The organism is Paenibacillus melissococcoides (assembly GCA_944800085.1).
GTDB classification, from domain to species: Bacteria; Bacillota; Bacilli; order Paenibacillales; family Paenibacillaceae; genus Paenibacillus_B; species Paenibacillus_B melissococcoides.
On the sequence record CALYLO010000005.1, the window covers coordinates 215256 to 241531 of the forward strand.

The window sequence follows — 26276 nt, forward strand, 5'->3', positions numbered from 1 at the left end:
TGCATACACGCCCTAGCAATCATGCCATTGTTTGATTTCGTCCACACAAAATGGCGCCAAAGCTGAACAATCAGCTCGGCGCCATTTTGCGATGTTTCATTTTCCGCTAAAAACGATATGCCAAATGGGCTGTTTCGAATATTTCATTTATGATGCGTTGAATGACCTTTGCGTTCTCCTCGACAAAACCAGGTACAAGCACCTCCATATGTTGGCCGTGCAGCTCATACTCGACATAACATTTTGAGGTTGCCTGTTTCCATAATAGAACATCGTGATTTTCAGCTTCCCTGATTGGTGAACTTTCTGCAACCAAGCCGTAGATGTTCGCTTGGACGACCCCTGTATTTACGAGTTCATTCCAGTACATATGGTAAGCACGCATTTTATTTCTTACTTTATCCCTTGTAACTGGTGCATTTAGAACTTGTTTAAAATGCTCAGGAACAACCTCCAATAATTGCGTGATCTGATGATCTATTTCCTCAGGCGATTCTTCTTTCCGACTCTTTTGTTTCATCGAGTCTACCATAATGATATCCGATACTTCGTACCCTCTTTTTTCCATTGCTTTAGCAACTTCAAACGCCAGATTGCCTCCCGCAGAGTAACCCAAAAATACATAAGGCCCTTTCTCTTGAATCCTTATAATAGAATCCACATATTGATCCAGCATATCTGTGTGAGCATAGTTGCCTTCTATAAATTCGATAGCGTAGACTACACAGTAGTCTTCAAGATGTTTGGCCATTTCGGAAAAAGCAATGCCATACCCCAGCGCAGGAGGAAAGCAGAAAACATTCATTAATCCATTTTTATTTAGTTTTATGATGTTGCTTCCATTTTGCTGTTCAAACTTGTTGAACTTTCGTTGTAAAAGCTCAATAGCCATTTCTTCTATGGTAGGCATCTCAAATACAACACGAAGAGGAATATCCATTTCCATCTCTGCATGAATCTTCTGAGTCAATTGCAGCACTTTTAAAGAGTGCCCCCCAATGTCAAAGAAGTTGTCCTTCACGCCGATGCGCGGAAGCTCAAGCACCTCTTGCCAGATTTGCGCAAGCTGCGCTTCCAACGGTGTGCGCGGAGCCACGTAGTCGGCTCCGGTTTGCATGCTTCCGTCGGGTGCCGGCAGGGCTTTACGGTCGATTTTTCCGTTGGGCGTCAGCGGCATGTGCTTCAGCTGCACAAAGCAAGAAGGCACCATGTAGCCCGGCAACGCTTGAGATAACGCGCTTCTCAGGTCGCCTGACGTCAGCTCTTTGTCCGCGACGATATAGGCGCATAAATACGGCTCTCCGTCTCCATCCTCCCGGGCGATCGCGACCGCTTCCTGAACCGAAGGCGTCTTCAACAGCTGCGCCTCCACCTCGCCAAGCTCGATCCGGTACCCCCGAATCTTCACCTGATGGTCGATTCGGCCCAGATACGCGATAGTGCCGTCCGGCAGCCACTTGGCCAGATCCCCCGTCCGGTACATCCGCGCACCCGGTTCGAACGGATTATCCACGAACTTCTCCGCCGTCAGCTCCGGACGATTCAAGTAACCGCGCGCCACACCTACGCCTGAAATGAAGAGTTCCCCGGCGATACCGACCGGCAGCAATTGATCGTTCGCCCCCACGATATACACCCGATGATTCGGGATCGGACGGCCGATCGGCACCAGCTTCCCAGCCGGAGCGACAACATTCCCTTCCGTGTCGACAGCATTTCCGGCCGGAGCGACAGTCGTTGCTGGCCATATCGTGGTCACAATCGAGTCTTCTGTCGGCCCATAGGCGTTCACATACAACACGCGGTCCTGCCACTGCTGAACCAAATCTACCGAGCTGGCAGAGCCGCCCGTGATCAACGTTTTCAAGCCCAGCAGGTTGGCCGGAGTTAAGGATGCCGCATAGGCTGGCGGTAAAATAGCGGCCGTAATGTGATGACGGCTCATATAGTCTTCAAATAACCGCGGATCCAAAATCGTCTCTTTCGCGGGAATATACAACGTCGCTCCCGTAAAGAGCGCCTTGAAAATCTCCCAGCACGACGCATCAAAGGATAAGCTGGCGAATTGGACAACGTTATCCTCTTCTCCGATATGCAGCGTGTCTTCAAACAGGGGCTTCAGATTGCACAGGCCGCGATGCTCGACCATCACCCCTTTCGGTTTCCCCGTCGTTCCTGACGTATAGATCACGTAGGCCAGCTGATCAGGCCCCGCACCCGGCTCCAAGTTCGATCCGGCTTCACTGTACATTCGCTCGTCATCCAGCATCAACCGTTTCCCGTCAAACGAGCGGCCCTTCTGCAAATGGCTCTGTGTCAATAACAGCTTGGCTCCCGAATCCTCAAGCATATAACCAATCCGTTCCTCCGGATATTCCGGGTCGATCGGGACATAGGCCCCTCCCGCTTTCAGGATCGCCAGCATGCCCACGATCATCTCCAGCGAACGCTCGGCTAGTAGGCCGACGGGCTGATCCGGGCGCACCCCTTCGGCTCGTAACGTTCGCGCCAATCGATTCGCTTTGGTGTTCAATTCGCGGTACGTCAGTTGGCTTCCCTCGTAGACGACCGCCGTCCGATCCGGCGTACGCTCCGCCTGTTCCTCAACCAACTGATGAATCGTCTTGCCGCGGGGATAATCTGCAGCCGTATCATTGAAGGTCTCCAGGATCTGCGCTTTCTCCTCCGGGCTGATGATCTCGATCGACGACAGCTTCCTCTGCGGGTCACTTAGAATGATGTCGAGCACCTGCTGGAAGTGCGCGGCCATCCGCTCGATCGTTTCCTCCTTGTACAGCGAGCAGGCGTACTCGATGCTGCCTGCGATTCCTTCGGCTCCTTCGGTCAAGCTGAAGGTCAGGTCGAACTTGGCCACATTATGTTCGTTCGGGTAAAGCTTACAGGTCAGCCCTTCAAGGCTCACTTCGCTTTGCTCCGTATTCTGCAGAACAAACATCGTATCAAAGAGCGGATTGCGGCTCACATCTCTTGACACATCCAGCTTGCTGACCAGCTCTTCAAATGGGTAGTCCTGGTTCTCATAGGCTCTCAGCGTATGTTCTTTGACTTCCTGCAGGTACTCCTGGAACGTCTTCTCCCCCGCCGGCGCATTGCGCATCGCCAGCGTGTTCACGAACATCCCCAGAATCGGCTCCAGCTCCGCATGCGTTCTTCCCGCAACCGGCGTTCCCACGATAATATCTTCCTGTCCGCTGTACTTGGACAGCAAGGTGGTATAGGCCGCAAGCAACACCATGTACAGCGTCGTTCCAGTTTGCAGGGCGAGCTGCCTTAATTTCTCACTTCTCTGCTCGTCGATGATAAAGTGAAACGTATTTCCTGTAAAGCTTCTGACCAGCGGCCGGGCATAATCCGCGGGCAGATCGAGGACCGGGATGTCTCCGCTGAACACCTCCAGCCAATACGCTTCCTGCTTGCTTATCCGTTCACGCTGCATTTCTCCCTGCTGCCATGCCGCATAATCCTTGTACTGAATGCGAAGCGGCGGCAGCTCCGCTCCCTCGTACAACTGCGCAAACTCTCGAAGGAACACGCCCATGGAAGCTCCATCGGAGATGATATGGTGCATGTCGAAAAGCAACAGATGGCGATCCGGCTGCAGTTCGAGGAGTCTTGCTCGCAAGAGCGGCGGCTGACGAAGATCAAACGGGCGCATGAACTCCCGAAGGTGAGCGTTCGCTTCCGCTTCCTTCACCCGTACATGCTCCACCGCAAATTCCACGTCCCGGTGTACCCGCTGCACCGCTTCACCGCCGACCAGTTCGAAGCCGGTCCGCAGCGTCTCGTGACGACGAATCAGTTGGCGGAACGCTTCCTCCAGCCGCTCCCGATCCAACGCTCCTTCCATCTCCAGGACGCCCGGCATATTGTAGCTGAGCTCTCCGCCTTCCAGTTGGCTCAAAATGTACAATCGTTTTTGCGCGGAGGAGAGGGGGTAACAGGCGCTTTCCTCCGCGATCGGGATCGACCTATACACGGCATGGTGTTCCTTGCCCGTGATGGCTTCCGCCATTTGCTCAATCGTCGGGTATTGGAAGACCTCCCTCAGCGGCATCTCGATCCCCATCTCTTTGTGAAGCTTAGCCACCAAAGTCGTTGCCCGCAACGAATGTCCGCCGATGTCAAAGAAGTTATCCTTCACGCCAATGCGCGGAATCCCAAGCACCTCTTGCCAGGTTTGCGCCAGCTCCGCTTCCACCGCTGTGCGCGGAGCCACGTAGTCGGCTCCGGTTTGCATGCTTCCGTCGGGTGCCGGCAGGGCTTTACGGTCGATTTTCCCGTTTGGCGTCAGCGGCATGTGCTCCAGCTGCACAAAGCAGGAAGGCACCATGTAGCCCGGCAACGCTTGAGATAACGCGCTTCTCAGGTCGCCTGACGTCAGCTCTTTGTCCGCGACGATATAGGCGCATAAATACGGCTGTCCGTCTCCATCCTCCCGGGCGATCGCGACCGCTTCCCGCACAGAAGCCGTCTTCAACAGCTGCGCCTCCACCTCGCCAAGCTCGATCCGGTACCCCCGAATCTTCACCTGATGGTCGATTCGGCCCAGATACGCGATAGTGCCGTCCGGCAGCCACTTGGCCAGATCCCCCGTCCGGTACATCCGCCCGCCCGGTTCGAACGGGTTGTCCACAAACTTCTCCGCCGTCAGCTCCGGACGATTCAAGTAACCGCGCGCCACACCCGCGCCTGAAATGCAGAGTTCCCCGGCGATACCGACCGGCAGCAGTTGATCGTTCGCCCCCACGATATACACCCGATGATTCGGGATCGGACGGCCGATCGGCACCAGCTTCCCGGCCGGAGCGACAACATTTCCGGCCGGAGCGACAACATTCCCTTCCGCGGCGACAGCATTTCCGGCCGGAGCGCCAGTCGTTGCCGGCCATATCGTGGTCACAATCGAGTCCTCTGTCGGACCATAGGCGTTCACATACAACACGCGGTCCTGCCACTGCTGAACCAAATCCACGGAACTGGCAGAGCCGCCCGTGATCAACGTTTTCAACCCCGGCAGGTTGCCCGGAGTTAAGGAAGCCGCATAAGCCGGCGGTAAAAGAGCGGCCGTAATCCGGTGACGCCTCATATAGTCTTCAAATAACCGCGGATCCAAAATCGTCTCTTTCGCGGGAATATACAACGTCGCGCCGTTAAATAACGCCTTGAAAATCTCCCAGCACGACGCATCAAAGGATAAGCTGGCAAATTGGACAACGTTGTCCTGTTCTCCGATGTGCAGCGTATCCTCAAACAGGGGCTTCAGATTGCACAGGCCGCGATGCTCGACCATCACCCCTTTCGGCTTCCCCGTCGTTCCCGACGTATAGATCACGTACGCCAGATGATCCGGCCCCGCACCCGGCTCCAAGTTCGATCCGGCTTCACTGTACATTCGCTCGTCATCCAGCATCAAGCGTTTGCCGTCAAAGGATTCACACTTCTGCAAATGGCTCTGTGTCAATAACAGCTTGGCTCCCGAATCCTCAAGCATATAACCAATCCGTTCCTCCGGATATTCCGGGTCGATCGGCACATAGGCGCCTCCCGCTTTCAGGATCGCCAGCATGCCCACGATCATCTCCAGCGAACGCTCGGCTAGTAGGCCGACGGGCTGATCCGGCCGCACCCCTTCGGCTCGTAACGTTCGCGCGAATTGATTCGCTTTTGTATTCAACTCGCGGTACGTCAGTTGGCTTCCCTCGTAGACGACCGCCGCATGATCCGGGGTACGCTCCGCCTGTTCCTCAACCAATTGATGAATCGTCTTGTCTCGCGGATAATCTGCCCAAGTGTCATTAAATACGTTAAGTATCGTATTTTTCTCTTCCTCACTAACTAGAGATACCTCAACTATTTTTTCAAATGGACGATGAATCATATGTTCGGCAATCGCTATGATCTGCTGCAGCATTTGCTGTACTTCATTTTCTTCAAATATGTGCGTACGATAATGCACATCAAGCACAAGCTGCTGCTCATTCGACATTTCTTTAATATGAAGTACGCAATCATTCCCTTCATGTCCGCCAAACTCAACTTTACTTCGTACGCTAAAGTTGTCAAAATCGAGAAAACGTATGTTTTGATACTCCACTGCAATACCGAATAGCCGTTGAATATCTTTGTTGCCATGCTGCTCCCTCAAATCTTGAATTAATTGATTATAGGGATATTTTTGATGACGCAGAATCGTCTTCTGTTCTTTGGCCACCCTTTGAAGAAATGAAAGCAGCTCCAGTTCCGGTTCCACGGACATCCGCCCCGCTACTGTACTGGCGAACATGCCAATCGTTTCTTTTTCTTTCTTCGTTGTTCGGTTTGCATAAACGCTCCCAATCGTTATGTCATTCTGGTTGCTTACTTTATGCAGGTAAATATACATAGCGGATAAAAAGAAAATAAACACACTGATTTTATTTTGCCGAGAAAAATCCAACAATTTATGATAAAGAACGCTGCTTATTGTGAGGCTTTTTCTTTTTGCGGCTGTACTTGTCACCAGAGGATTATAGGACTTCATACCTGTTATCTCAGGGAGAGACTGGAACTTCTCCAACCAATACGCTTTATCCTTTTGGTAACGCTCTGACTTCTCATAGTCCTGTTCCGTGTCAATGTAATCGGTGTAAGGCTTTTTTTCATCCCCTGCGGATAAAGTTCCTTCTGTCAGCTTTACATAATTTTTGGTAATCTGGTTAATAGCGAGATTCATGGATATGCCATCAGATGCGATGTGATGCACTTTGAAGCTATATCGGTATTCCTCATCGTTAATTTTTAATATAACAAACTGATATAAGTCCGAATGAAGCAGCTTTAATGGCTTTCTGTTATGAAGATTCAACCATTCCTCTACATGCGATTCATCGTATTCGGAGAAATCCAAAAACTCGATTGCTTTATGTACATAGGGATCGACATATTGCATTGGTTCGCTATTCTTCTGCGTTATTTTTATTCGAAAAGCTTCGTTTTGTTGAATGACTAACTGGATGGCTTGCTGCAAAAGCTCCCGATTTATATTCCCTCTTATCGTAATTGTAACGGAGAGCATACATGTCGTTGTATTCGGATATAGCAATTCCGTATACCATATTCTTTGCTGCGCATGAGTTAAAGGGAACAATTTGATCGCATTCTCACTCAATTTTCATGACTCCTTTGGATATTCTGTTTCAGGTTATTAGGACTATCGATCTACCCTGTATTTAGTCAAGCATGATTCCAAAAAAAAATCGAGCAATTTTCCCCAGCTACGACTTTCATAACTATCGGCAATGACGCGGAATAAGAGCTGTGAGCCTTTCTTGTACCCGTCAGGTCGCCCCCCTAGGAAGTTGGCAACTTAACGCCATGCCTTTCCCAGCCTTCCAGTGTTTTATTATCTCTCTAGCTTGGAGAGCAGTATACGAAGCCGTAGAGTCCGGACAGGTCATGTACTGCAATTGTTAATTGGGGGAGAGCGAATCCTTTCCCTAATCTGAAAAAATTAACTTTCCTTTAACCTTTGCTTTTCTCTACTAAAGCTGCTCCCCTCACTTCCGCATTATCTCAAATGACGTTTTTAATAGGAATGTCTCTGTTTTTTACCAACGTTGGCCTTGTTTATATTTTTACCTCCTTTTTCCTCATTAGTCAAGTTATTACGACTCATAAGAAGCAGATTTGTAGGCAATTGCGACTAGAACACATCGTGGAGACGGTATGGTGATTCCCGGACAGCAGGCAGCTCGTCCATGGTCTGCGGAACGCCGAAACTCAGCTTGTCGAGCCAGTCCTTGCGCAGCCACAAGATCTGGGCGGACATGAACGGGTCCTCGAAATTCGGAAGCGCCAATATTTTTCCGTTGCAGACGAAATCATAGCTTGCTCCTTCCTCGTCTTCGGTTGCGGCGATTTTATCCAGGACCCTCTCTTCTTCCATACTTGGGACCTATTACTCAAAAATGCCATAAATCCTCATCACATTCCATTCGACACAGAAAGTCCAAGTCTTATTCCGTGATCAAAGTTAAATTCGATTCTTTCGACACCTCCGCTTTTGCTCCCTGCACTTTGCTCTACTCTCCCAACTGGTCAGGTATTCACACTTCGTTCAATACTCCCTGACTCAAGGGATTTCCCCGACTTTCTGCGTGATTCTGAGCCACGGGAAGATTGCTTATAAGAAGCTTCGAACATAGTAGCTTTTCCTCGTTTGCCCCGAATACCCCATCTCATCAAAAAAAAAGCCCGTTCGCACTCGGCGATTCGGGCTGGTAGTACAAACGGACATAGCAGCTCAATTTTAAGTTGTGGCGGAGACGAATCGCTCCAGGTACTCTGGCATATGAACGACCTTGCCGGTGACTCTCGCCTCTTCCGCCGCAAAGGCCATCATGTGGCTCTGCACGGAAATCTCCGCGGACGTCAGTCCTTGGGCCGTGCCGCCGTTCGCCACGAGGCGAATGAAGTCCCGGACAAACCTTCGTCTCCTCCCCCATGCCCGGCATGGCCGCCGGGCGCTTCCAGGGAGATCTGCTCCGGCTCGTTCCGGTCAAAGCGGATCAGCTCGATTTCGTTCTTTTCCATCGCGCCGCGAATCTCGCCTTCCGTCCCCATCAGCTTGATCATCCGCGAGCATTCCTTCGTGAAGGCGGACATCGTGAATACGGCCGTTACTTCATTGCGGAATTCCATGCTCACCACCTGATGGTCAACGACATTGTTGTCGCAGTGATAGACACAGCGCCCGTACGGCCCTTCCTGGATCGCCTTCAGCCGCCCCTCATAGCTCTGATCGCCGCTGATGGCGAGCTTCATCCAGTTGTCCTCGTCCGTCAAGTACGTCTTCGGCGCATAATACAGGCAATCCTCCGCGGCCGGACAGCCGTCAAGACATCGCTTCGGGGCGCCGGCCGGCGCATTCTCGGGCGTGAAATGGCTCAAGCTGCCGAAGGAAGCGACATTCGTGCAGGAATCTCCGGCCAGCCACAGCAAAATATCCATATCGTGACATGATTTCGCCAAAATCATCGGACTCGTCTCGTCCGCATTCCGCCAATTGCCGCGCACGAAGCTGTGCGCCTGATGCCAATAACCGACATTCTCGTTATGCTGAATCGACATCAGCCGGCCGATGCGGCCTTCCTCCAGCATCTGCTTGATGGTGCCGAAAAAGCGGGTATAGCGAAGCACGTGACAAATCGAGAAAACGAGCCCGGATTGTCTCGCCCGCTCGCCCATCCGGATGCATTCCAGCGGCTCGGCCACCGCGACGACTTCGACCTCGTCGGGATGCTGGAGGGCATAATTCGTATAATTGACTCCTCGAAGACCCGCCCCAATCAAGGCCAGCTTCACTTTTTTCATCTCTGCTCTCTCCTCTATGTTCCGCAACTCACCGCGGCAGCATTCCCCTTTGACGCTGCCTACCGTGATGCCTTTGACAAAATACTTCTGCAAAAATGGATAGACCGCCATAATCGGCAGCGCCCCGAGGAAGATCTGCGCAGTACGCAGCGTCTTCTCGCCATAGCTCTGCATCGTCGCCAGCTCATCGACGGATATGCTCTCCTTGTTCGAAGAGGTGATCAGCGTGGATAGATATGTCTGCAGCGGATAATTGTCCGGCGAATTCATGTAAATAATGCCGTCGAACCAGGAATTCCAGTGGCCGATAATCGTGAACAGCAGAATCGTGGCGATGGCGGGCAGAGAGACCGGCAAGTAAATCCGGAACAGGAGCGACCCGTGCCCGGCGCCGTCCATAATCGCCGCTTCATCCAGATCCTTCGGAATATTGCGGAAAAAGTTCAGCAGCATGACCATATTCCAGACGCTCAGCGCCCCGGGGATAATCAGCGCCCAGATCGTGTTCAGCAAGCCGGCGTTCTTTGACGACCATGTACGTCGGAATCAACCCGCCGCCGAAAAACATCGTGATGACGAAAAACCAGACATAAGCGGTCCGGGACTTGAAATCGCTCGTTTCCGGCAGGTCGCCTGACGCGATGGGCGAGCGAGAACTTCTGTTGCGCCTGATCGCTCGGCACCTGCCAGAGGAACTCCACCTCGATGTTCAGCATCTCCTTCAGCTTCTTCAGGTACGCATTCGTCGCCGGTGTCGTCCCCTTCGGCGTCTTCGGCTCCTCTGGCGCGCCATAGCCGATAACCTGCGTAACCTTGACGGGCTCCGGGTACTTCCAGAGCGGATCGGCCGAGATCTCATTCTCTTCCGCCGCGGCCGGCGTCTCGCCTGCTGGCGGAGAGGCCCCCTGCTGGGTTCCGCAGCCGGCCAGTGTGGAGACGAAGGCCAGCGAGAGCAGCAGCGTCCAGATAACGATGGTGTTGCGCGAAGTTATTCTCATGCGAATCCCCCTCTTCGAAAATCGATGCGCAATGTCTGCATCATTAAGCGTAGCTTCGTCTGTATGCGCTTTCAATTTCACTTTGTTGACATTGATTTCGATTTGTTTACCTCATTCCCGAAGATGAGCTTCCCGGTATTCCCTGGGGGGTCTGTCCGGTCAGCTTTTTGAAGAAGGTCGTAAAATAAGACGGGGAATTGAAGCCAAGACGGAAAGCGATCTCATGGAATTTCAAACGATCCTCCACCATCCATCTCTTCGCGGCCTCCAGCCGGGCATCGGAAAAATATTCAGACAAATTGCGGCCGGTCACCTGCTTGTAGTACCGGGACAGATAACTCGGATTCATATGAACCTTCTCGGCAATGCGGACGAGGGACAGATCATCGCTCAGATGGCTGGCGATGAACTCATGCACCTCCCGTACCCAGCGTTCCGTATCGTCTTCCTGCCGCAGCCGTCCGACGTCCGCAATCGTCAGATGTACCTTTCCCGATATACAGCGCTGCACCTTCTGCTGCAAATAATCGAGCTCCCGCTTCCACGTGTCCCATCCCAATGGCTGTCGGTGGAAGAAGAAGGATACTTCCAGATCCAGCAGGGAGAGGAACTCATTCTGGATATTCTCCAGCGTCCCTCTCAAATAATCGCCAACCTGATCCCATACGACGCTGCCGTCGGTGTTCCGGAATGCCGCATCCTCCCTCCGCGGTTGAATCAGCCAGACGAACAGTGGTCACGGTAATAGTTAACCTTTTCACGTATCGAACCTCCCGGGCAGCTAACGTTAATCGCATTATATACCAATTCCGCAAGCCGGAGCTCGGTGTCCCCTCCAGTCGGGACATGCAAAGAAGCCACACTGCGCCCTATTGTACAATGCGGCTTCCTTCGATGGCTATAGAACCCTTGCCCTTACTTCCCGGCTTCCTCCGCTTCCGCATCACCCGTCTCATAGATAGAACCGATGCAGCAGAACGAAGTCTTGTCCGAAAACCAGTAGACCGCGTCGCTGTCGACCCATGTCCTGACGTTCGAGAAAGAATGACTGTTGGTCGCCTCAATGTATCGGTCTAGCGCATTTTTGTAGCCCATGAACATCTTCCCTTCCTTGTTTAGTGTCCCTAGTATACAATATTTCCCATCCGCCTGTCTCCGGCCTTGTCGCCGCTTCCTTATAAATAATCGAGGAATATGGCGGATAATGAATAATTCCAACATATGGAGCGAAATCTAGGCATAGAGAAAACGATCATGAGAGGTGGTTTCGGGATATGTTTTATCCGGCAGGGGAGCTGGTGCCGCATTCGTCATTCCTGCATGAGGCGGCGGCGTTTGTCTTCTTTTTTTCTGTCTACTCGTTGTTGGGCTGGTTGTTGGAAAATATGTATAGTCTGGCTACGACGCGCGTCTTTTTTAAGGATGGGTTTCTATGGGGGCCGTTCAAGCCGATGTACGGTTTTGCGCCGCTGCTCCTTGTCTATTTATCCGGGCCGGATACGCACTGGGCTGTCGTCCTCTTGCTCTGCTTCCTCGTGCCCACCGCAGTGGAATATGTGAGCGGCTGGCTGCTTCAGACCTTTTTCCGGCGCCAATGGTGGGACTACTCGAACCTGCCGCTGCAGCTTCACGGCCATATTTGCCTGTCCTATTCCCTATGCTGGGTCTTCCTCTCCTACCTGTGCCTGCGGTGGATCCATCCCGTTCTGGTCTCCGTCTATCGGGCGGCGGAGCCTTTTTGGCAATGGCTGTTCCCTGCTGCAATATTGTATTTCGCCATGGAGTTGATGTTCGCTATCCGGCGCCATTCGCCGCAGGGCGAGTCCGCGGAGGAGCAGCAGCCGAGCCCGGCCCCGTAGCCGGGCCAGCCGCGCCTGGCCGCCGGCTCGCTTCCATGCGCGTGTCTGCAGACCGATAGGCCGGTGACGGAATTGGAAGCGGAAGCTTGCGGTTCAGCCTCTCCAATATGGCCATCTCGTCCTGAAGCCGTTGAATGCCTTCCATATACTTCGGAAATTGGAAGACAAAATTTGATTGTCGTGAATGCTCCTCCGCATCAAACGTTTATTTCGTCGCCGAGAATGTCATAGAAGGAGTGCGAAGCGTACCGTTCCTTCCACGGAGTATGCCCGCATCGCGGCAGCAGGATGCAGGTTACGCCGTTGAGCACATCCGTCAACGGTGCGACTACCCCCTGATACGGGTGCGGGTCATGCTCGCCATGGATGGCGACGACCGGGCAGGCGATGCGCTTTCCGTATTCCAGCAGCTGCCCGGAGCTCCGCAGCGCGCTCGCTTCGGCCCAGATGCGCTCATGCTGCTCCGCATTGACGGCAAGCGGATCCGCTTTCGCCGCATCTTCCAGCGGCTCGTATGTATCGGTCTTGGTCATGAGCTCATCCAGCCGCTTCAGATCCGGCAGGGCTTCCCCTGCGCCAAGCCTCGACATCATGCCGTTCCATTCGGCCCGTTCCTCGGTGGACAAGCGCTTCATTCTTGTGCTCATGATCTCCTGGGCATAGGCTTCTTCGAACGGTCCGCTGCCTACGAGAATGAGCTTGCGCACCAGCTCGGGATGGCGGGCGGCGAAGATGAAGCCGAGCCACGCGCCCCAGGAATACCCGATGACGGTTACGGGCGGATGGCCTGATGCCAATAGCTGATCCTTTATTTCCGCAACCAGTTCCTCAATGCTATACTTCGTCTGATGCAGCTCCAATATTCCGGCATCCCGGGATAACGCAGCGGCTACGGGAGCCATCTCTCCCGCTGCCCCGGGCCCGCCATGCACCAAGGCCACCGAATAAGGGGCGTTGCCGTGGATGCGAATCGAATTCATGTGCTCACCGCATTTCTGTTGAAGTTCCCGCATGTAGATTGCTGATGTAGAAATTGTACCCAATCGGACCGGTCTTCGCAACCGGCCCGGCTGCGGCGAGATCACCACCCCAACCGGTCCAGCACCCAGGCTATCCAATCCGTTGGATTGATCTTGCGGCCCATAAATATGCTGATCCATACGATGCATCCGAGGACAGACAAGACGACGAACAGCCCAATCTCACGGCGCGGCGTACGCGTGCGCAGTTGAATAACTAGTGCGCCGCCCCCGGCCGCCAGGAAGATGACCAAAAATCCGATCATCCCGGCGTCTCCTCCTCCCCCTCCCGCCGCTTCCGAATCCAGGTCAGGACGAGAAGCAGCAGCGGGAGTATGATTCCGAATAGACTGGCAAATTCGAACGTATACCGCTTTCCCCATTCGATATTTTCGACGACATTTTCTCCGGATGTAAACGCGAGCCCTGAGATCAGCAATAAGAGCGGCAGGGCAATCCAGGTTCTGTCTTGCAGCCGGAATAACTGGCAGATTCCCGCTACGGCGCAATAATAGACAATGCACAGCTTAATAAAAATCCATATCAGCCATACGATGACGATGGTCGTCTCTATCCGTTCAATGAATTCCGCGATGCGCACCTCCTGCACAATGACATACAGCGGATATAAAAAATGAGATGCCCGCGTAACGCCGAGCACGCCGATCGTTACAAAAATAATCCCGCTTAACAAGACGGTAGCCAGGACAAGGCCAAGCAGAAGACCCGACCTCATCCTGGTATTGACATAAGGAACAATCATCATGAGACAGACGACCTCCAGATAAGGAAAACCCATAAACGCTCTTGTCTCCTTCATCGTCTGCCAAATGTTCATGGTGAACATCGGCTCGAATCGTTCCCATTTCCATTCCGCCAGCGAGAACAAGCAGATCGCGATAAAGAGAAGCACAAGAAGAGGAGTGCACAGCTCGTTCACGCGCGCGATGCTCTGTATCCCTTTGATCGAGGCGTAGCACACGACAGCCAAAAACATCAGATGGAACATCGATATCGGGGACCTGGGCATGAGCGCCGTCTTCATGAAATCGCCCAAATTGCGCGTGACCCAGCTAGCCGTCTCGATAAAGAAGAAAATATAGAGGACGGCAAAGAGCCCTCCGATCTTATTCCCGGCGACCTTGGTGCAGATTTGCACGATGCTTAAGCCGGGATTGCCTCTCGCCAGCATCAGCCACAGCCAAGCGATCAGGATAGCGGCGCCTCCCGTCCACAACGGGATGAGCCACGCATCCTGCCGAGCCGCAACGATGAGCCTGCCGGGGCTCAGAAAAAAAGCGGTGCCGATCGTAAAATTGAACACCAGTAAAAAGAACTGCCACCCGCTAATGCGTACGTTCTCCATCGTTATCCCTCTTCTTGTAAGGATTGATCGTATTTCCAATCGTATTGATGGTGCTCTTGACAGACAGCTCCAGCTTCGCATTCTTCCACAGTTCCTTATCCCGCTTGGCCGCAGCCCACTCTTTTCCTTTACTGCTCCGGATTTGCGCTTCAATCCCGAGCAGGTCCCAGCCTTTTTTCTTGGTCTCATCAAAAAAATCAGAGGCCTGTTTCTCCACCGCCTGCTTGAACTTCAGCTTGATTTCGTCCATATTTTGCAGCGTTAACGGCTCATTCTGGGTATTGTTCAAAATCTGCATCTCCGCGTTGATCTCCATATGGAGGACGGGTCGGCCGGATACGAGCGACAGCTGCCTGCGCACCTTCGGTTCAGGGGCCTGGACGTCGACGCGCCGTTCATTGACGAGCAGCGATTGATACAGAATGCCCACCTGACCGCTCAGCAAGTAGTACCATGTCATCTCCGTATCCTTCAGCTTCCCGATCATCCGATCCTGCTTAAATACGGCGCCGCCCCTTAATTGAAAATTCCCCTCGTTGGCATCGATGCTGTCGAATCTCTCCGCCGTCGGTGCGGACGGCAAGGCGGACAAGCGAATGACTGGCAGGACCGTAAGCTTGAAGGTTTCCATATTTTCTGCGAAATCCTTGACTCTCGCCTGCTTGCTTGACTGGCCCGAGTATCTGGACTTGAGTTCAAGAATGGAGCGCCCGGCCCGGCCCGGCAGCCGTTCGATTGGAATATACGTGTTCATGATATCCGACAGCGGCGCATCGGTGACGAACAAATAGATGGTAGACCGGCGATCCGGCTGCTTTTCAAAAAAATTGATCAACTCGTTCATTCCCGCTTCCGCTAACCGCTCCGTAACAATCATTCCTTGATAATGGTCATAGAACGGCCGCCTCGGGATGATGTCGTACAGGTTGTCGGTAATATCTCCCGGGTTAAATGCCTCGATGCGGTAGGTGTATACGGGAGATTTCATGCCGCCCGCTTTTTGCGTCGCGACCCCTTCAGGGTTGATAACCTGATAATAAATCGTATACTTTCCGTTATCCGGATCCTTGTCCATCCCGACCAGATTGACGATTGCCAACTCGTCGACCTCGATCATATCCCAGCAGCCGGCCAGACAGAGGCAGCAGATGCCGATGATAATTTGCTTGCCTGCCTGCAAAATGGTATTGAGCCTCATGCGCCTCACCTTTTTTTCCGTTTCGTCTTATTCATGCGGGGGAAGGTCGTCATCCATGGCCGCGGGACGCGCAAGAGCACATCCTTCCAGTCGGAGACGAACGTCGGCGCCACCGGAGCCAGATAAGGCACACCGAACGACCGAAGGGAAGCGAGATGGATCAGGGTGAACAGCACGCCGCATAATATCCCGAATCCCCCGGAGACGGCAGCCAAGATCATATAAAAGTATTGCAGGAACCTCTGCGTAATGCCGAAGTTGTAAAATGGCGCGACAAAATGGGCAATCGCCGTGATCGCGACCACAATCACCATCGCTGCGGACACAAGGCCTGCAGTTACGGCCGCTTCGCCGAGCACGAGCGCTCCAACGATCGAGATCGCTTGGCCGGCTACCCTCGGCATCCGCAATCCCGCCTCCCGCAGCACTTCAAAAATGGTCATCATCATAAACGCCTCCACAAATGACGGAAACGGCACGCCTTCCCGCTGCGCGGAAATGCTGATGAGAAGCGAAGGGGGAAGCAGCCCCTGATGATAGGAGGTTACAGCGATATAGAGAGCCGGAACAAATACGGCCAGCAAAAACGCGAGAAACCGGATCCAGAGCAAAAACGTGCACTAGCGTTGCATCAATCTTTTTACGAAAATTTCTACCCCATAAGTCTCTATATTTGTAACTTATTGAACTATATTCGTGGACAAAAATAAAGAAATCTCCTATTGTTGAGTTACCCAAAGCGTTATCCATAAAAACGCCTCAACAAAGGAGATTTCTATGGATAACGTACCGAATCAAAACGTCATTTGTCAATGCCTAAAATGGTTACATGTTCATTCTACTCGACACGAGTCATTGGATTACCGGACCCAAAAGTTGTTTGTCGGCGCTTCGACACTCTTATTTGTAGAGGCACAGCTTCAGCAACGAGACTCATACAAAGTCATGTCAGAGCATGTAGCCGCTAATCCTGAATTTCAAGAACTGCTTGGACTCAAGAGCATAAGCGCTTCCCAACTATCGCGGAAGCTGAAACGGCTGCCTATGGAGTATCTTCAGACGCTCTTTTTCTCGCTCATTGATCGAATCAAGCAACTTACAAAAGGGAAACGCGGCATTACGCCTGGTATTGGGAAACTCAAGCTAATCGATTCATCGGGAATTACACTACCTCCCATTCTCGCGAAATGGTCCTATTGTTCCAAAAGTAGCCATGGCGTGAAGATGCACACCTCCTTGGTCGTTGCGGACTCCAAAACGATGTATCCAGACAAGATCGTCGCTTCAACCAAAGATGTAGCCGATCATGAAGTCGTGTTGGAATTTACAGTGGATAAAGATGCGACCTACGTGATGGACCGAGGATACCAGGTGTACGACCATTTTCAGAAATGGGTAGAGGATAAGATTAAATTTGTTTGCCGCGTCAAGCAAAAGAGCCGGTTAACGATCATCAGAAAAAGAGACCTCCCCAAAAGGCAGAATGGGTTTATCCTTGATGCTGATGTGACGATGCCTGAGCTGCCAGCGGTTCTGCGTTTGATTGAGTTTAAGGATGACCAAGGGCGTACCTATCGAATTGTAACGAATCGATTTGACTTATCCGCACATCAAATTGCCGAGATTTATCGAAATCGCTGGCATATTGAGTTGTTTTTTAAATGGGTCAAGCAGCATATTCGATTGGTAAAACCCCACGGTTATACGGCCGAAGCGATTTGGAACCAAATGTATATTGCTTTAATCGCGTATGCTCTCTGTTTGCTGATTAAATTAACACTGGACTGTAAAAAGTCGACATGGGACCTCCTCCAGTTGATTCGCATCTATGCGGAAAAACCATGGGAAAATTTGATCGCTGCACTCAACCGCAAGCCGACTCGAACATCTAGAGGTCGACCAAAGCGAAATGGGAGACGTCCGAAAAAGGCAACAAAGTCGATGAAACCGAGACTGATTGTGACGTAATGACAAACGAAAACGATTTTTACATATAATGGATAACGCGTAGGGTCTGTTTCCAGCTCGACTTTTTTAGACTTAGCGCGGACATCGCAAATGTAAATATATATCATATATTGATGTTAATTGAAATTAGATTATGAACTAACCGCTCGATGCAACGCTAGTGAAAAACGTGGCAATATCCGCCCGTTGGTAATAGTCTTCGGGCGATGTAAAGCTCTGCATAAACGTGAACGGTCCGATGAGAACCAGCGGACTTCCGTCCACCATGACGGTGACTCTCCCTTCAAGCAGATGCGATACCACCACATCCGGCCGTTCCGTCCTTACGATGGTCGGGAAAATCGTTATGCACTTGTCCTGGATCCACTCCTCCACATACGTGCCTTCCAGGATGCTGTCGGTATGAATCTTGCCTATCCTGGAGCGGAATTCGTTGACGATTCCTTCGGGGGCGAGCGATTTCATGTACAGCATGATCACCTTCGTCTCCGTCGCGGTGCCGATGATCATCTGCTCCAGGCACAAGTCGGAGGTGCGGATTCGTTTTCGAATCAATCCGATGCTGGTGGCGGCATCCTCATTCAACGCCTCCTGCGGCCCGCGAACCGTTGTCTCTGTCTTCGGTTCCGTTACGGCGCGATGCTGGAACTTGGCCACGTCAAGCACAAGCACATGCGTGGCCCCAGGAATGAAAAGCAGACATTGGCCCTCCAGCAGCCGCTGCGTGCAGGTTGCCAGATCTGCGGCACCGGTTATCGTGGCGATGGGAATCCGCCGTTTCACCATATCCTCTACATTGGCGTCTTCGTCCGAAAGTGGCGGCAGCGGCTGCTCGGCAAACATTCGAAGCACATTGTCCTCAATTTTGTTCTTATCCACCAGCGTCTCGAGAAATAAGCATCGTCCTTCCAACTCCGGCTGCTGAATCACGAACGAATGATCGACCAGATCGGGCGGATGTCCGAGGACGCTTGTCAGCCGATCGGCGAACTCGCCCGTACGGGAGGAGTCAAATATCAGATTATCGTCGCTCATGCGGGTGTGATTGCTCATGGACTGCCCTCCGGGTATGATATCGAAATCTACTTTTTGGGTGTTAGTTTGAGCATTTTATCTTTTTTTAGTACACAAAAAAACCGCAGGGATATGCCCTTGCGGTCCAACTGCCCGAGTTGTCTCTTCCTCTCCGTCGCCCCTTTTTTGTGGCTTATACTAGGCAGTACTGGCCCACAAAATTACTATTGACAAAATTATATTTTTTGTGGTATAATATTATATTTACTCATTTACAAAATTTGATATTCATCTAATACGATGTGGGTGAACATAGAATTGGAGGGGATATCATTGACGCACAGCAAGAATGGAATTCGCATGCTCACGGTGTCCGCGGACATGATGGGCCGCACCGTGACGATTCATCCGACCGTGCTATGGGATGAGGACGATCTGCTACTGGTGGATACTGCCTACCCCGGTCAGCTTCCTCTGTTGGCTTCCGAGGTGTCTCGCGCCGGCCTCTCCTTCGATCGGTTGAGCAAGGTCATGATTACGCATCAGGATCTCGATCATATCGGGAACCTGCCGGCCATGGCAGAACGATTCGCCGCCCGGCTCGAAGTGATGGCCAGCCCGATCGAAAAGCCGTTCATCGAAGGAGAACGGCAGCTGCTGAAGCTGACTCCCGCAGCGATAGCGGAAGCGGTGAGCTCTCTGCCCGCCAACGTGCCGGAGCAATGGAGGCTCGGACTCAAGCATACGCTGGAGAATCCGCCCAAGGGTCCGGTGCATTCGACCCTAACGGACAAGCAGCGCTTGCCGCTCTGTGGCGGAATCATTGTCATCGGCACGCCGGGACACACGCCCGGACATATCAGCCTGTATCATGAACCGAGCCGCACCCTCATCGCGGGAGACGCCTTAATCGTAGAAAAAGGTCAACTGTACGGACCTGATCCGCAATACTGCCTCGACTACGAATTGGCGCGGCAATCTCTGGCCGCCCTGCTCGATTATGACATTCAACAGGTTATTTGCTTTCATGGCGGAGGGTACGAGGGGGATGGCAGACGGCGAATTGCCGAGCTGCTGAAGCACAAGCGGTAGCGAAGCCAAGAGTTCACGCCAGGGCCCGCGTGACTCTGCAGCCGGTCTGCTCCGTTAGGTAAGGTTCAGCACTTCCGTTCATTCATCCGTCATTTGCCGGACAAGCTCCGGCCGGCCATGGAACTGAGCCGGCGTATTCTGGAATAATTCAATCCGCCATTGTCCTCCGGCGCGAACCGCAACCAGCGTGTGATGGGTATTCACGTCCGGGTTCAGCCCCGATTGTCCGGGCGTCACCATGCCGGCAATCGCCCGCAATAACGCGGTATTCGAATCAAGCAAGCGGATATGTTTCACCTTAGTCGTAAAAGGAGCCGTCGGATGATGTTCGAAGATAGGCTGAAGATGCCCAAGTATGTCCTCCGGGCCGCTCGCCAGACTGCCGTCGAAGCCGATTAACTTGCCGTCCGCGGCGAACAGCTCCGCCATCCCGGCAGCATAGCGGCTGTTCCATGCTTCTATCAGTTGATGATACAAATTCTCTGCTTCTATGGTTGCCTGCGCATCCATGGCGATTCCTCCTCTTTCGTTCGGCAGCTTGCATAAGCTGTGCTTCGCTGCGCACTACTGTCTCATCCTGGCCTGTCATCGGTCTCATTATCGGCTCTATCGTTCCTTGTCATTCGTCACCCGACCTTGAATCTGCCTCGTCCAAGATTCGCTTCACGATACCATCCACCGGCAGCGAACCGTCAATGATAAGGTCGGAGCTCGGCTTCACCGCGGACAGCATTTCGGCGTAGGCCATTCTCCCCTCCTGGAGGGAGCCCCTGACATCCTCGCGCACTTCGTCGATGGACCCATCGGAGAAATCCCTTAAGATGCGTCGCGCCAAGGCAATGTCGGGCGGCGTATCAATGAAAATGGACAAATCAATATAACCGCGCATGGCGCTGTTCAAATAAGCAAACGGGTAGCTCTCCCCCTCCCATTCCCTTGTCTTCCTTAGAAAGAATTCTAACTCCTTACGACGGCGGAAGAGCAAAAGGGCGGGAAGGCAAGCTACCCGCCGTTCGCGCTGCCATCGTTATTCCGCGGCGCAGGAGGCTGCGGCGGCGGCAAGGTAATAAGCCAGCCCGGTCTGCTGCCCTTCGAGCATGCGGAGATGGAACTCGTCCTGAAGGAAAAAACGGGTCTGCGCGGCAAACTCAGCCGCGGACACCGCATGCCCATGCCTGCTCAAATGGTCGAGATGAGCCCGGATAACGCGCTGCACTTGCTCGTCATCATGCTTCGCGCCGCCGCGCAGCGCTGCTGCCATGTCTTCCATAAATGCCGCCGCTTCCCGCGCTTGTTCATTCATCTGCGGCACATCGATGGGCCCGCTCTCCAAAATGTCGAAGCCATAGGTCGCCTGCACATGCTCCCGCTGCTCTCTCAGCGCTTCCTCCCATTCTTCCTCGCTGGCAAATCCCGTGAACATCTCAGAAGGACTTAGCGGTTCACCGCCGGCCAAGCTGTGCTTAGAAGCTTGCAGCGTCTGAATGATCTTGTCCAGCCGGCGCTTGCGGGCAAGCAAGAGCTCCTCCTGCCGGCTCAGCATCGTCCATCGATCGGATTCCGTCTCGAGCAGCTCTTTAATTGCTTCAAGCGGGAAATCCAATTCTTTATAGAAAAGAATATGCTGCAGCCGTTCGAGCTCCTCCGTCCCGTACAGACGGTATCCCGCCTCGCTAATCTTCCGCGGCTCAAGAAGGCCGATCTTGTGATAATGATGAAGCGCCTTGATGGTGACATTTGTCAATGACGATACTTCCTTCACCGTGTATAGCATGATGTCCTCGCTCCTTTCTGAGTTCAGGCTACAGGATCCCCTAAGAGGAGAGTCAAGTCCTTCCCGGGAAGCCGCAACGGGGGAAGCAGGCATCCGCAATGTCCTGGTTGACTCTTCCCTTGCAGGAGGACGTAAGATGAGTCCGAAATTCAACCAAGGAGGTTTTCCTGTATGTCCGATTCCGTCCCGCATTCATTTGCGCTGCTTCGCCAACCGTTTGTCCGCGCCCTGTTTCTGTCCCAATTGTTCTCCCAATGCGGAATCTGGATTCGTAATTTCGCCGTGCTGTTCTATGTCATGGAGGTTACCGGCGGAGATGCGATTGCCGTCTCGATGATTTCCGTAGCGGCATACGCGCCTATTTTCGTGTTTTCTTTTCTGGGCGGCGTTTTTGCCGATCGGTGGCGTCCCAAGCGGACGAGCGTCTGGTGCGAGTGGTTAAGCGCCGGCTCGGTTGTTATCGTATTGGTCATGCTCGCTTCCGGTTCGTGGGAAGCGGTATTTACCGCCACGGCTTGTTCTTCTATTCTATCGCAATTTGCCCAGCCATCCGGCATGAAGCTGTTCAAACTTCACGTCAACGATGCCGAAGCTCCCCAGTGCATGTCTTTGTTGCAGCTTCTCTCTTCCGTCTTCATGATCATCGGTCCGATCATGGGTACTTGGGTGTATCAGCAGGCCGGCATTGAACCGGCTCTCTTCGCGACCTGCACGGCCTTCGTGCTATCCGCTCTGGCGGTGCTGCGCATTCCTGCCGATCCGCTCCCTGAGGACAAGGCCGCCGGCTCTGGCTCCGTGCTGCGCGAGATTGCCGATGGCATCCGCTACGTCGTCTCGGTCTGCCTCCTGAGGTGGCTAAGCCTCTCCTTTATGCTCGTCGGCCTCGGGGTCGGACTGATCTCGCCGTTGACGATTTTTCTCGTCACCGAGCGGCTGGGGCTGACTGCCCAGCATTTGCAGTGGATTACGATTCCTTACGGAGCCGGAGAAATTATCGGCGGCCTCATCGCCTTCCGCCTCGCGGCCCGCGTACCGCCCAAGCACTTCCTGATAATCGGGCTGTTGGTCAATGGAGCCGGAATCGTAATATGCGGCCTCTCTGCCGAGCTGTGGCTGACGATGGCCGCGCAATGTCTCGTCGCTCTTTTTCAGCCGGCGATATTCATCGGCAATCATACGCTCGTGATGCAGCATGCCGATCAGGCGTACATCGGCAGAGTGATCGGCATTCGTACCCCGCTCATGACGGGAGCGATGCTGCTCTCCATGAGCTTGGCGGGAATTCTCAAGCCGTTATTTTCCTTGCCCGTCATCTATGAGCTGGCGGGACTCTGTTTTGTCGTAGCATTCCTCGTTACGCTTCCGGCATTCAGCTCTAACTAGAGCTCAGGCGGATCCCGCCGGTTCCTTAAACATGATAAAAGCTATAACCGTCAGTAACGTAAAGTAACGAAAAACAAAAGCATCTTTCCAATTGAGGAAGTGTTACATCCATGAGGATTTAACATTAAAAAACTCCGATTATTTTTAGAGCGGAACCGATAAATAGGAGTATAAAAATGCATCAAAAACAACTTGATTATTCTGGTCTAGAAGTATATCAAGAGCTATTTACTGTAGATGATGCATTTAGTTGTTTGGGGGACAACAATCAACGTTTGAGTAGCTGTTTCTAAATGCTTTCTCAATACGCACTTTGCAGACTTTATCTTTAAGAAGTAGTAAATCTGCCAAATCACGGTTTCATTAATTAATTGACTTGATACTTATGAAGGAGTATTACTTTAATCGCTAGTATAGAGAATAATTTAATTTAACGGTTAAGTTCAAGTTTTGTAAAAGATCCTTAGAATTCAAAAGATGTTTATAAATATATTTGTTGAAAGTTACGAGGAAGTTATTAATATGCCTAAAAAGGTGATCAAGGATCAATAGGAACTGATTCAAATGTTCGACATCCTGTCTGAGGAAGATATACAGCATTTGAGAAGAATCTCCTCATCAATTTTAACAGATAAGCAATGTGGCGGAAAATAGATGAAACGGTAAAAATCCTGCGTAAACACGCAGGATTTAACGGTATTTGAGCCGCTATTTTATGAAATTCCTGCAAAAGCGCATTAATCTCTCCGATTATTGGTTTCAACCTATTGACATGGCTGAAATTCCTGCGGTTATGCAGGAATGCCTGTAACGGAGTACGCGTTATAAGGGAAAACTGCATTTCCGCAGCTTTTTTGGCAAGTCGAGCGGTAAAAAGCCTGGGGGAAGCAAACAGCATCAGACAAGCGGAACAAACAAAACGAACCACCGTCACATCGAATCAGAGAATATTGAACAATGGGCTTGTCCGGCAAAACGCGGGACGGTTTGTTCACAGGCCGGGGCTGTCTCACGGCAGTTTCTTACTGCTTATGGGACAGCCCCTTGTTCATTCGGAGCGCTGCCGCCCCTTCGCCTGCTCTGGGGCAAGCACTGCGAGCGGAAGCCTGAACAGGAAGGTCGTTCCTTGCTGCGGAATGCTGTACACCTCGATCGGCGCGCGATGCTGATCGAGGATCGCCTTGACGATGGACAGGCCGATGCCCGCGCCGTTCTTCCTCGTCCTGGCCTTGTCCGTCTTGTAAAATCGCTCCCAGATGCGTGCGATATCTTCCGGCTCCATGCCGATGCCCTGGTCAGAGATTCCGACAACCGCATGGTTGGCGTCCGCCCTGGAGATCTTCACCGTAATCCGGCTTCCCGGCCGGGAATACTCAATTGCATTTTGCAGAAGATTGACCACGACCTGCTCGATCCGATCGGGATCGGCATGAACCCACAGATCATAATCGGCATCCGCTTGGTCGAATACCACTTCATGCTTGCTCAACTGCGGATCCATTCGCGCCAGCACCTGGCGAACCTTCTCTGTCATATTGAAGGCAACCGGCATGATCTGGAACTGTCCCGCTTCAATTTTGGCGATATCGAGCAGATCAATTCACGAGGCGGATGAGCCGCTTATTCTGTTCCTGCACGATCCGGATATATTTCGCCATCCGCTCGGGCGGTATCGTGCCGTCCAGAACGGCTTCCAAATACCCGTTCATGGACGTTAACGGCGATCGCATATCATGGGACACATTGGCGACGAATTCTTTGCGCATCCGATCCAGGCTCCCCAGGTCTTGCGCCATCTGTTCGAGCGCCCGCGCCAACCGTCCGAGCTCGTCCCGGGAATGAACCGGAATCTCGATCTGGAACTGTCCCTTGGCGATGGCGCGCGAGGCGGCTTCCAGCTTCTTCACCCTTCGCGACAGATGGTTGGAGAGCATGAACGCGAACAATGCCCCGCACGAGAGCATAATGCCAATCCCGATCCAGAGCGGCTCGTTCCATATGCGGACATCCCGCTGGAACAGGTTGGAGGCCGTGAGCAGGACGAAGTCCCCTTCGCCGGGAACGCGCAGCGTCTGCCCGACGAGCACCGTCTTGCCCCGGCCGACGAATGTCTCCTCGGCGAAATACCGGCCGTCCGCAATGCCGGCAAGAACCTCTTCAATGCGGGCCTCATCCAGGCGATAGGGGCCCTTCTCGTCTTCCAGCTTGTAACGGACGTTCCCGGTCCCCTGGTGAATGATGTACAAGGAGCGGACATGCCTTGGCACGGTCAGCTCCAGTCCGGCCATCACCATCTCGTCATTCCAGCCGTTCTGCTTCGCCTCGGTCAGGAAGTGTCCGATCCGCTCCAACTGCATGCGGTCATCCAAGCGCTGTCTTTTCATTAGATCGCCCTTGAAAAATAACCCGGTAATGAAGCCGAACAAACCGTAGGAGAACACGAGCATAATAAGGAGCAGCACGAAGATCTTGACGAACAAGCCGTTCGCATGCCGCCATCCGCCCCGCTTCATGAGGCTGCCTCGAATTTGTAGCCGATGCCCCAGACGGTCACGATGCTCCAATAGGCGGATTCGCCCAGCTTCTCCCGCAGCCGCTTGATATGCACGTCCACCGTGCGGACATCGCCTTCATAATCGGCGCCCCAGACCTGCCGCAGCAGCTGTTCGCGCGTGAACACCTTGTTCGGATGCCCCGCCAACACTTGAAGGAGCTCCAGCTCCTTCGGGGCCAGCGCCACGTCCTGTTCGCGGACGGACACCTTCTGATCCTGCGGCGTGATGCACAGCTCCGGATATTGAATCGAAGCCTTGAACAGGGCCGGGTTGGCGCGTCTCAATACCGCTTGCACCCGCGCGATAAGCTCCTTCGGATCGAAGGGCTTCACAATATAGTCGTCCGCTCCGCTGGAAAATCCCTTCAGCTTGTCATAGCTCTCGCCGTTCCCGGTGACCATAATGATCGGAATATCCCCTTCGGCGCGGATTTCCTCGCACACCTGCCAGCCATCCAGCTCCGGAAGCATAATATCGAGCAGCACAAGATCAGGGTTCGTCGCGTCCAGCAGCTCCAGAGCCGCCGCTCCATCCTCCGCGATCGAATGCGTATAGCCGTGCTTGTCCAAATACAGGGCAATCAATTCCGAAATATACGCATCATCCTCAACGATTAAAATATGCGGTGACTTCTGCACTCCCATTCCTCCTCCGACTCTGCCCGGGCCTGAACGGCCG

General features: G+C 52.8%; 20 protein-coding genes and 2 pseudogenes. 4 read left to right on the forward strand and 18 right to left on the reverse strand.

What is annotated here, in order from left to right; genetic code table 11:
- Nucleotides 1–106: 106 nt before the first annotated feature.
- The 6 genes and pseudogenes from OCY70_RS18815 to OCY70_RS18840 form a co-directional block, all read right to left on the reverse strand.
- Nucleotides 107–7168 carry a non-ribosomal peptide synthetase gene (locus OCY70_RS18815; RefSeq protein ID WP_315973922.1) on the reverse strand — a complete coding sequence of 2354 codons (7062 nt, stop codon included), beginning with the start codon at nt 7166–7168 and terminating at the stop codon, nt 107–109.
- 534 nt (nt 7169–7702) lie between these two features.
- Complete coding sequence (locus OCY70_RS18820; protein ID WP_213430410.1) at nt 7703–7945, reverse strand: hypothetical protein; 243 nt, start codon at nt 7943–7945, stop codon at nt 7703–7705.
- A 363-nt stretch (nt 7946–8308) separates the two neighbouring features.
- Nucleotides 8309–9372: pseudogene (locus OCY70_RS18825) on the reverse strand (Gfo/Idh/MocA family oxidoreductase).
- Between the two features lie 45 nt (nt 9373–9417).
- Nucleotides 9418–9982, reverse strand: a pseudogene (locus OCY70_RS18830) (carbohydrate ABC transporter permease); the annotation flags it as partial.
- 494 nt (nt 9983–10476) lie between these two features.
- The gene (locus OCY70_RS18835) at nt 10477–11013 is read right to left on the reverse strand and encodes a helix-turn-helix transcriptional regulator (protein ID WP_213430409.1); all 537 of its coding nucleotides are present in this window, start codon (nt 11011–11013) and stop codon (nt 10477–10479) included.
- Between the two features lie 272 nt (nt 11014–11285).
- The gene (locus tag OCY70_RS18840; protein WP_261945093.1) at nt 11286–11465 is read right to left on the reverse strand and encodes a hypothetical protein; all 180 of its coding nucleotides are present in this window, start codon (nt 11463–11465) and stop codon (nt 11286–11288) included.
- Between the two features lie 179 nt (nt 11466–11644).
- On the opposite strand from OCY70_RS18840, the gene OCY70_RS18845 reads away from it, so the two are divergent.
- A complete protein-coding gene (locus OCY70_RS18845) occupies nt 11645–12229 on the forward strand; it encodes a putative ABC transporter permease (RefSeq protein WP_213430407.1) in 585 nt (194 codons plus the stop codon).
- Nucleotides 12230–12426: 197 nt separating this feature from the next.
- Here the strand turns inward: OCY70_RS18845 and OCY70_RS18850 are convergent, their stop codons facing one another.
- The 5 genes from OCY70_RS18850 to OCY70_RS18870 all read right to left on the reverse strand — a co-directional run bounded on the left by OCY70_RS18850 (nt 12427) and on the right by OCY70_RS18870 (nt 16423).
- Nucleotides 12427–13209: an alpha/beta fold hydrolase gene (locus OCY70_RS18850; RefSeq protein WP_213430406.1), complete on the reverse strand. Its 783-nt coding sequence runs from the start codon at nt 13207–13209 to the stop codon at nt 12427–12429.
- A 101-nt stretch (nt 13210–13310) separates the two neighbouring features.
- Nucleotides 13311–13514, reverse strand: a complete 204-nt coding sequence (locus OCY70_RS18855) for a hypothetical protein (protein WP_213430405.1) — start codon at nt 13512–13514, stop codon at nt 13311–13313.
- Entirely contained in the window at nt 13511–14614 is a 1104-nt protein-coding gene (locus OCY70_RS18860) for a GerAB/ArcD/ProY family transporter (protein ID WP_213430404.1), read from the reverse strand. Before OCY70_RS18860 ends, OCY70_RS18855 begins: the two co-directional genes overlap by 4 nt.
- Nucleotides 14595–15812: a Ger(x)C family spore germination protein gene (locus tag OCY70_RS18865; RefSeq protein ID WP_213430403.1), complete on the reverse strand. Its 1218-nt coding sequence runs from the start codon at nt 15810–15812 to the stop codon at nt 14595–14597. Before OCY70_RS18865 ends, OCY70_RS18860 begins: the two co-directional genes overlap by 20 nt.
- Before the next feature lie 5 nt (nt 15813–15817).
- A complete protein-coding gene (locus OCY70_RS18870) occupies nt 15818–16423 on the reverse strand; it encodes a spore germination protein (protein ID WP_390905282.1) in 606 nt (201 codons plus the stop codon).
- A 166-nt stretch (nt 16424–16589) separates the two neighbouring features.
- Between OCY70_RS18870 and OCY70_RS18875 the strand changes: the two genes are divergently transcribed.
- Complete coding sequence (locus tag OCY70_RS18875) at nt 16590–17780, forward strand: IS4 family transposase (RefSeq protein ID WP_261945094.1); 1191 nt, start codon at nt 16590–16592, stop codon at nt 17778–17780.
- A 138-nt stretch (nt 17781–17918) separates the two neighbouring features.
- Here OCY70_RS18875 and OCY70_RS18880 read toward each other — a convergent pair whose 3' ends face one another.
- A complete protein-coding gene (locus tag OCY70_RS18880; protein WP_249725276.1) occupies nt 17919–18833 on the reverse strand; it encodes a spore germination protein in 915 nt (304 codons plus the stop codon).
- 321 nt (nt 18834–19154) lie between these two features.
- Between OCY70_RS18880 and OCY70_RS18885 the strand changes: the two genes are divergently transcribed.
- The gene (locus OCY70_RS18885; RefSeq protein WP_213429039.1) at nt 19155–19886 is read left to right on the forward strand and encodes an MBL fold metallo-hydrolase; all 732 of its coding nucleotides are present in this window, start codon (nt 19155–19157) and stop codon (nt 19884–19886) included.
- A gap of 78 nt (nt 19887–19964) precedes the next feature.
- Here OCY70_RS18885 and OCY70_RS18890 read toward each other — a convergent pair whose 3' ends face one another.
- From OCY70_RS18890 to OCY70_RS18900, 3 genes are all read right to left on the reverse strand, one after another.
- Nucleotides 19965–20396 carry an SgcJ/EcaC family oxidoreductase gene (locus OCY70_RS18890; protein ID WP_213429036.1) on the reverse strand — a complete coding sequence of 144 codons (432 nt, stop codon included), beginning with the start codon at nt 20394–20396 and terminating at the stop codon, nt 19965–19967.
- 109 nt (nt 20397–20505) lie between these two features.
- Nucleotides 20506–20871: a hypothetical protein gene (locus OCY70_RS36220; RefSeq protein WP_390905283.1), complete on the reverse strand. Its 366-nt coding sequence runs from the start codon at nt 20869–20871 to the stop codon at nt 20506–20508.
- A 42-nt stretch (nt 20872–20913) separates the two neighbouring features.
- Nucleotides 20914–21660 (reverse strand): MerR family transcriptional regulator, encoded by a 747-nt coding sequence (locus OCY70_RS18900; protein ID WP_213429034.1) that lies wholly within the window; start codon nt 21658–21660, stop codon nt 20914–20916.
- A 171-nt stretch (nt 21661–21831) separates the two neighbouring features.
- Between OCY70_RS18900 and OCY70_RS18905 the strand changes: the two genes are divergently transcribed.
- Nucleotides 21832–23043, forward strand: coding sequence for an MFS transporter (locus OCY70_RS18905; protein WP_261945096.1), 1212 nt, complete (start codon nt 21832–21834; stop codon nt 23041–23043).
- A gap of 1048 nt (nt 23044–24091) precedes the next feature.
- Here the strand turns inward: OCY70_RS18905 and OCY70_RS18910 are convergent.
- From OCY70_RS18910 to OCY70_RS18920, 3 genes are all read right to left on the reverse strand, one after another.
- Nucleotides 24092–24577 (reverse strand): sensor histidine kinase, encoded by a 486-nt coding sequence (locus OCY70_RS18910; protein WP_249725273.1) that lies wholly within the window; start codon nt 24575–24577, stop codon nt 24092–24094.
- Nucleotides 24578–24638: 61 nt separating this feature from the next.
- A complete protein-coding gene (locus OCY70_RS18915; RefSeq protein WP_249725270.1) occupies nt 24639–25556 on the reverse strand; it encodes a HAMP domain-containing protein in 918 nt (305 codons plus the stop codon).
- Entirely contained in the window at nt 25553–26242 is a 690-nt protein-coding gene (locus tag OCY70_RS18920; RefSeq protein WP_213429032.1) for a response regulator transcription factor, read from the reverse strand. Before OCY70_RS18920 ends, OCY70_RS18915 begins: the two co-directional genes overlap by 4 nt.
- Between the last annotated feature and the right edge of the window lie 34 nt (nt 26243–26276).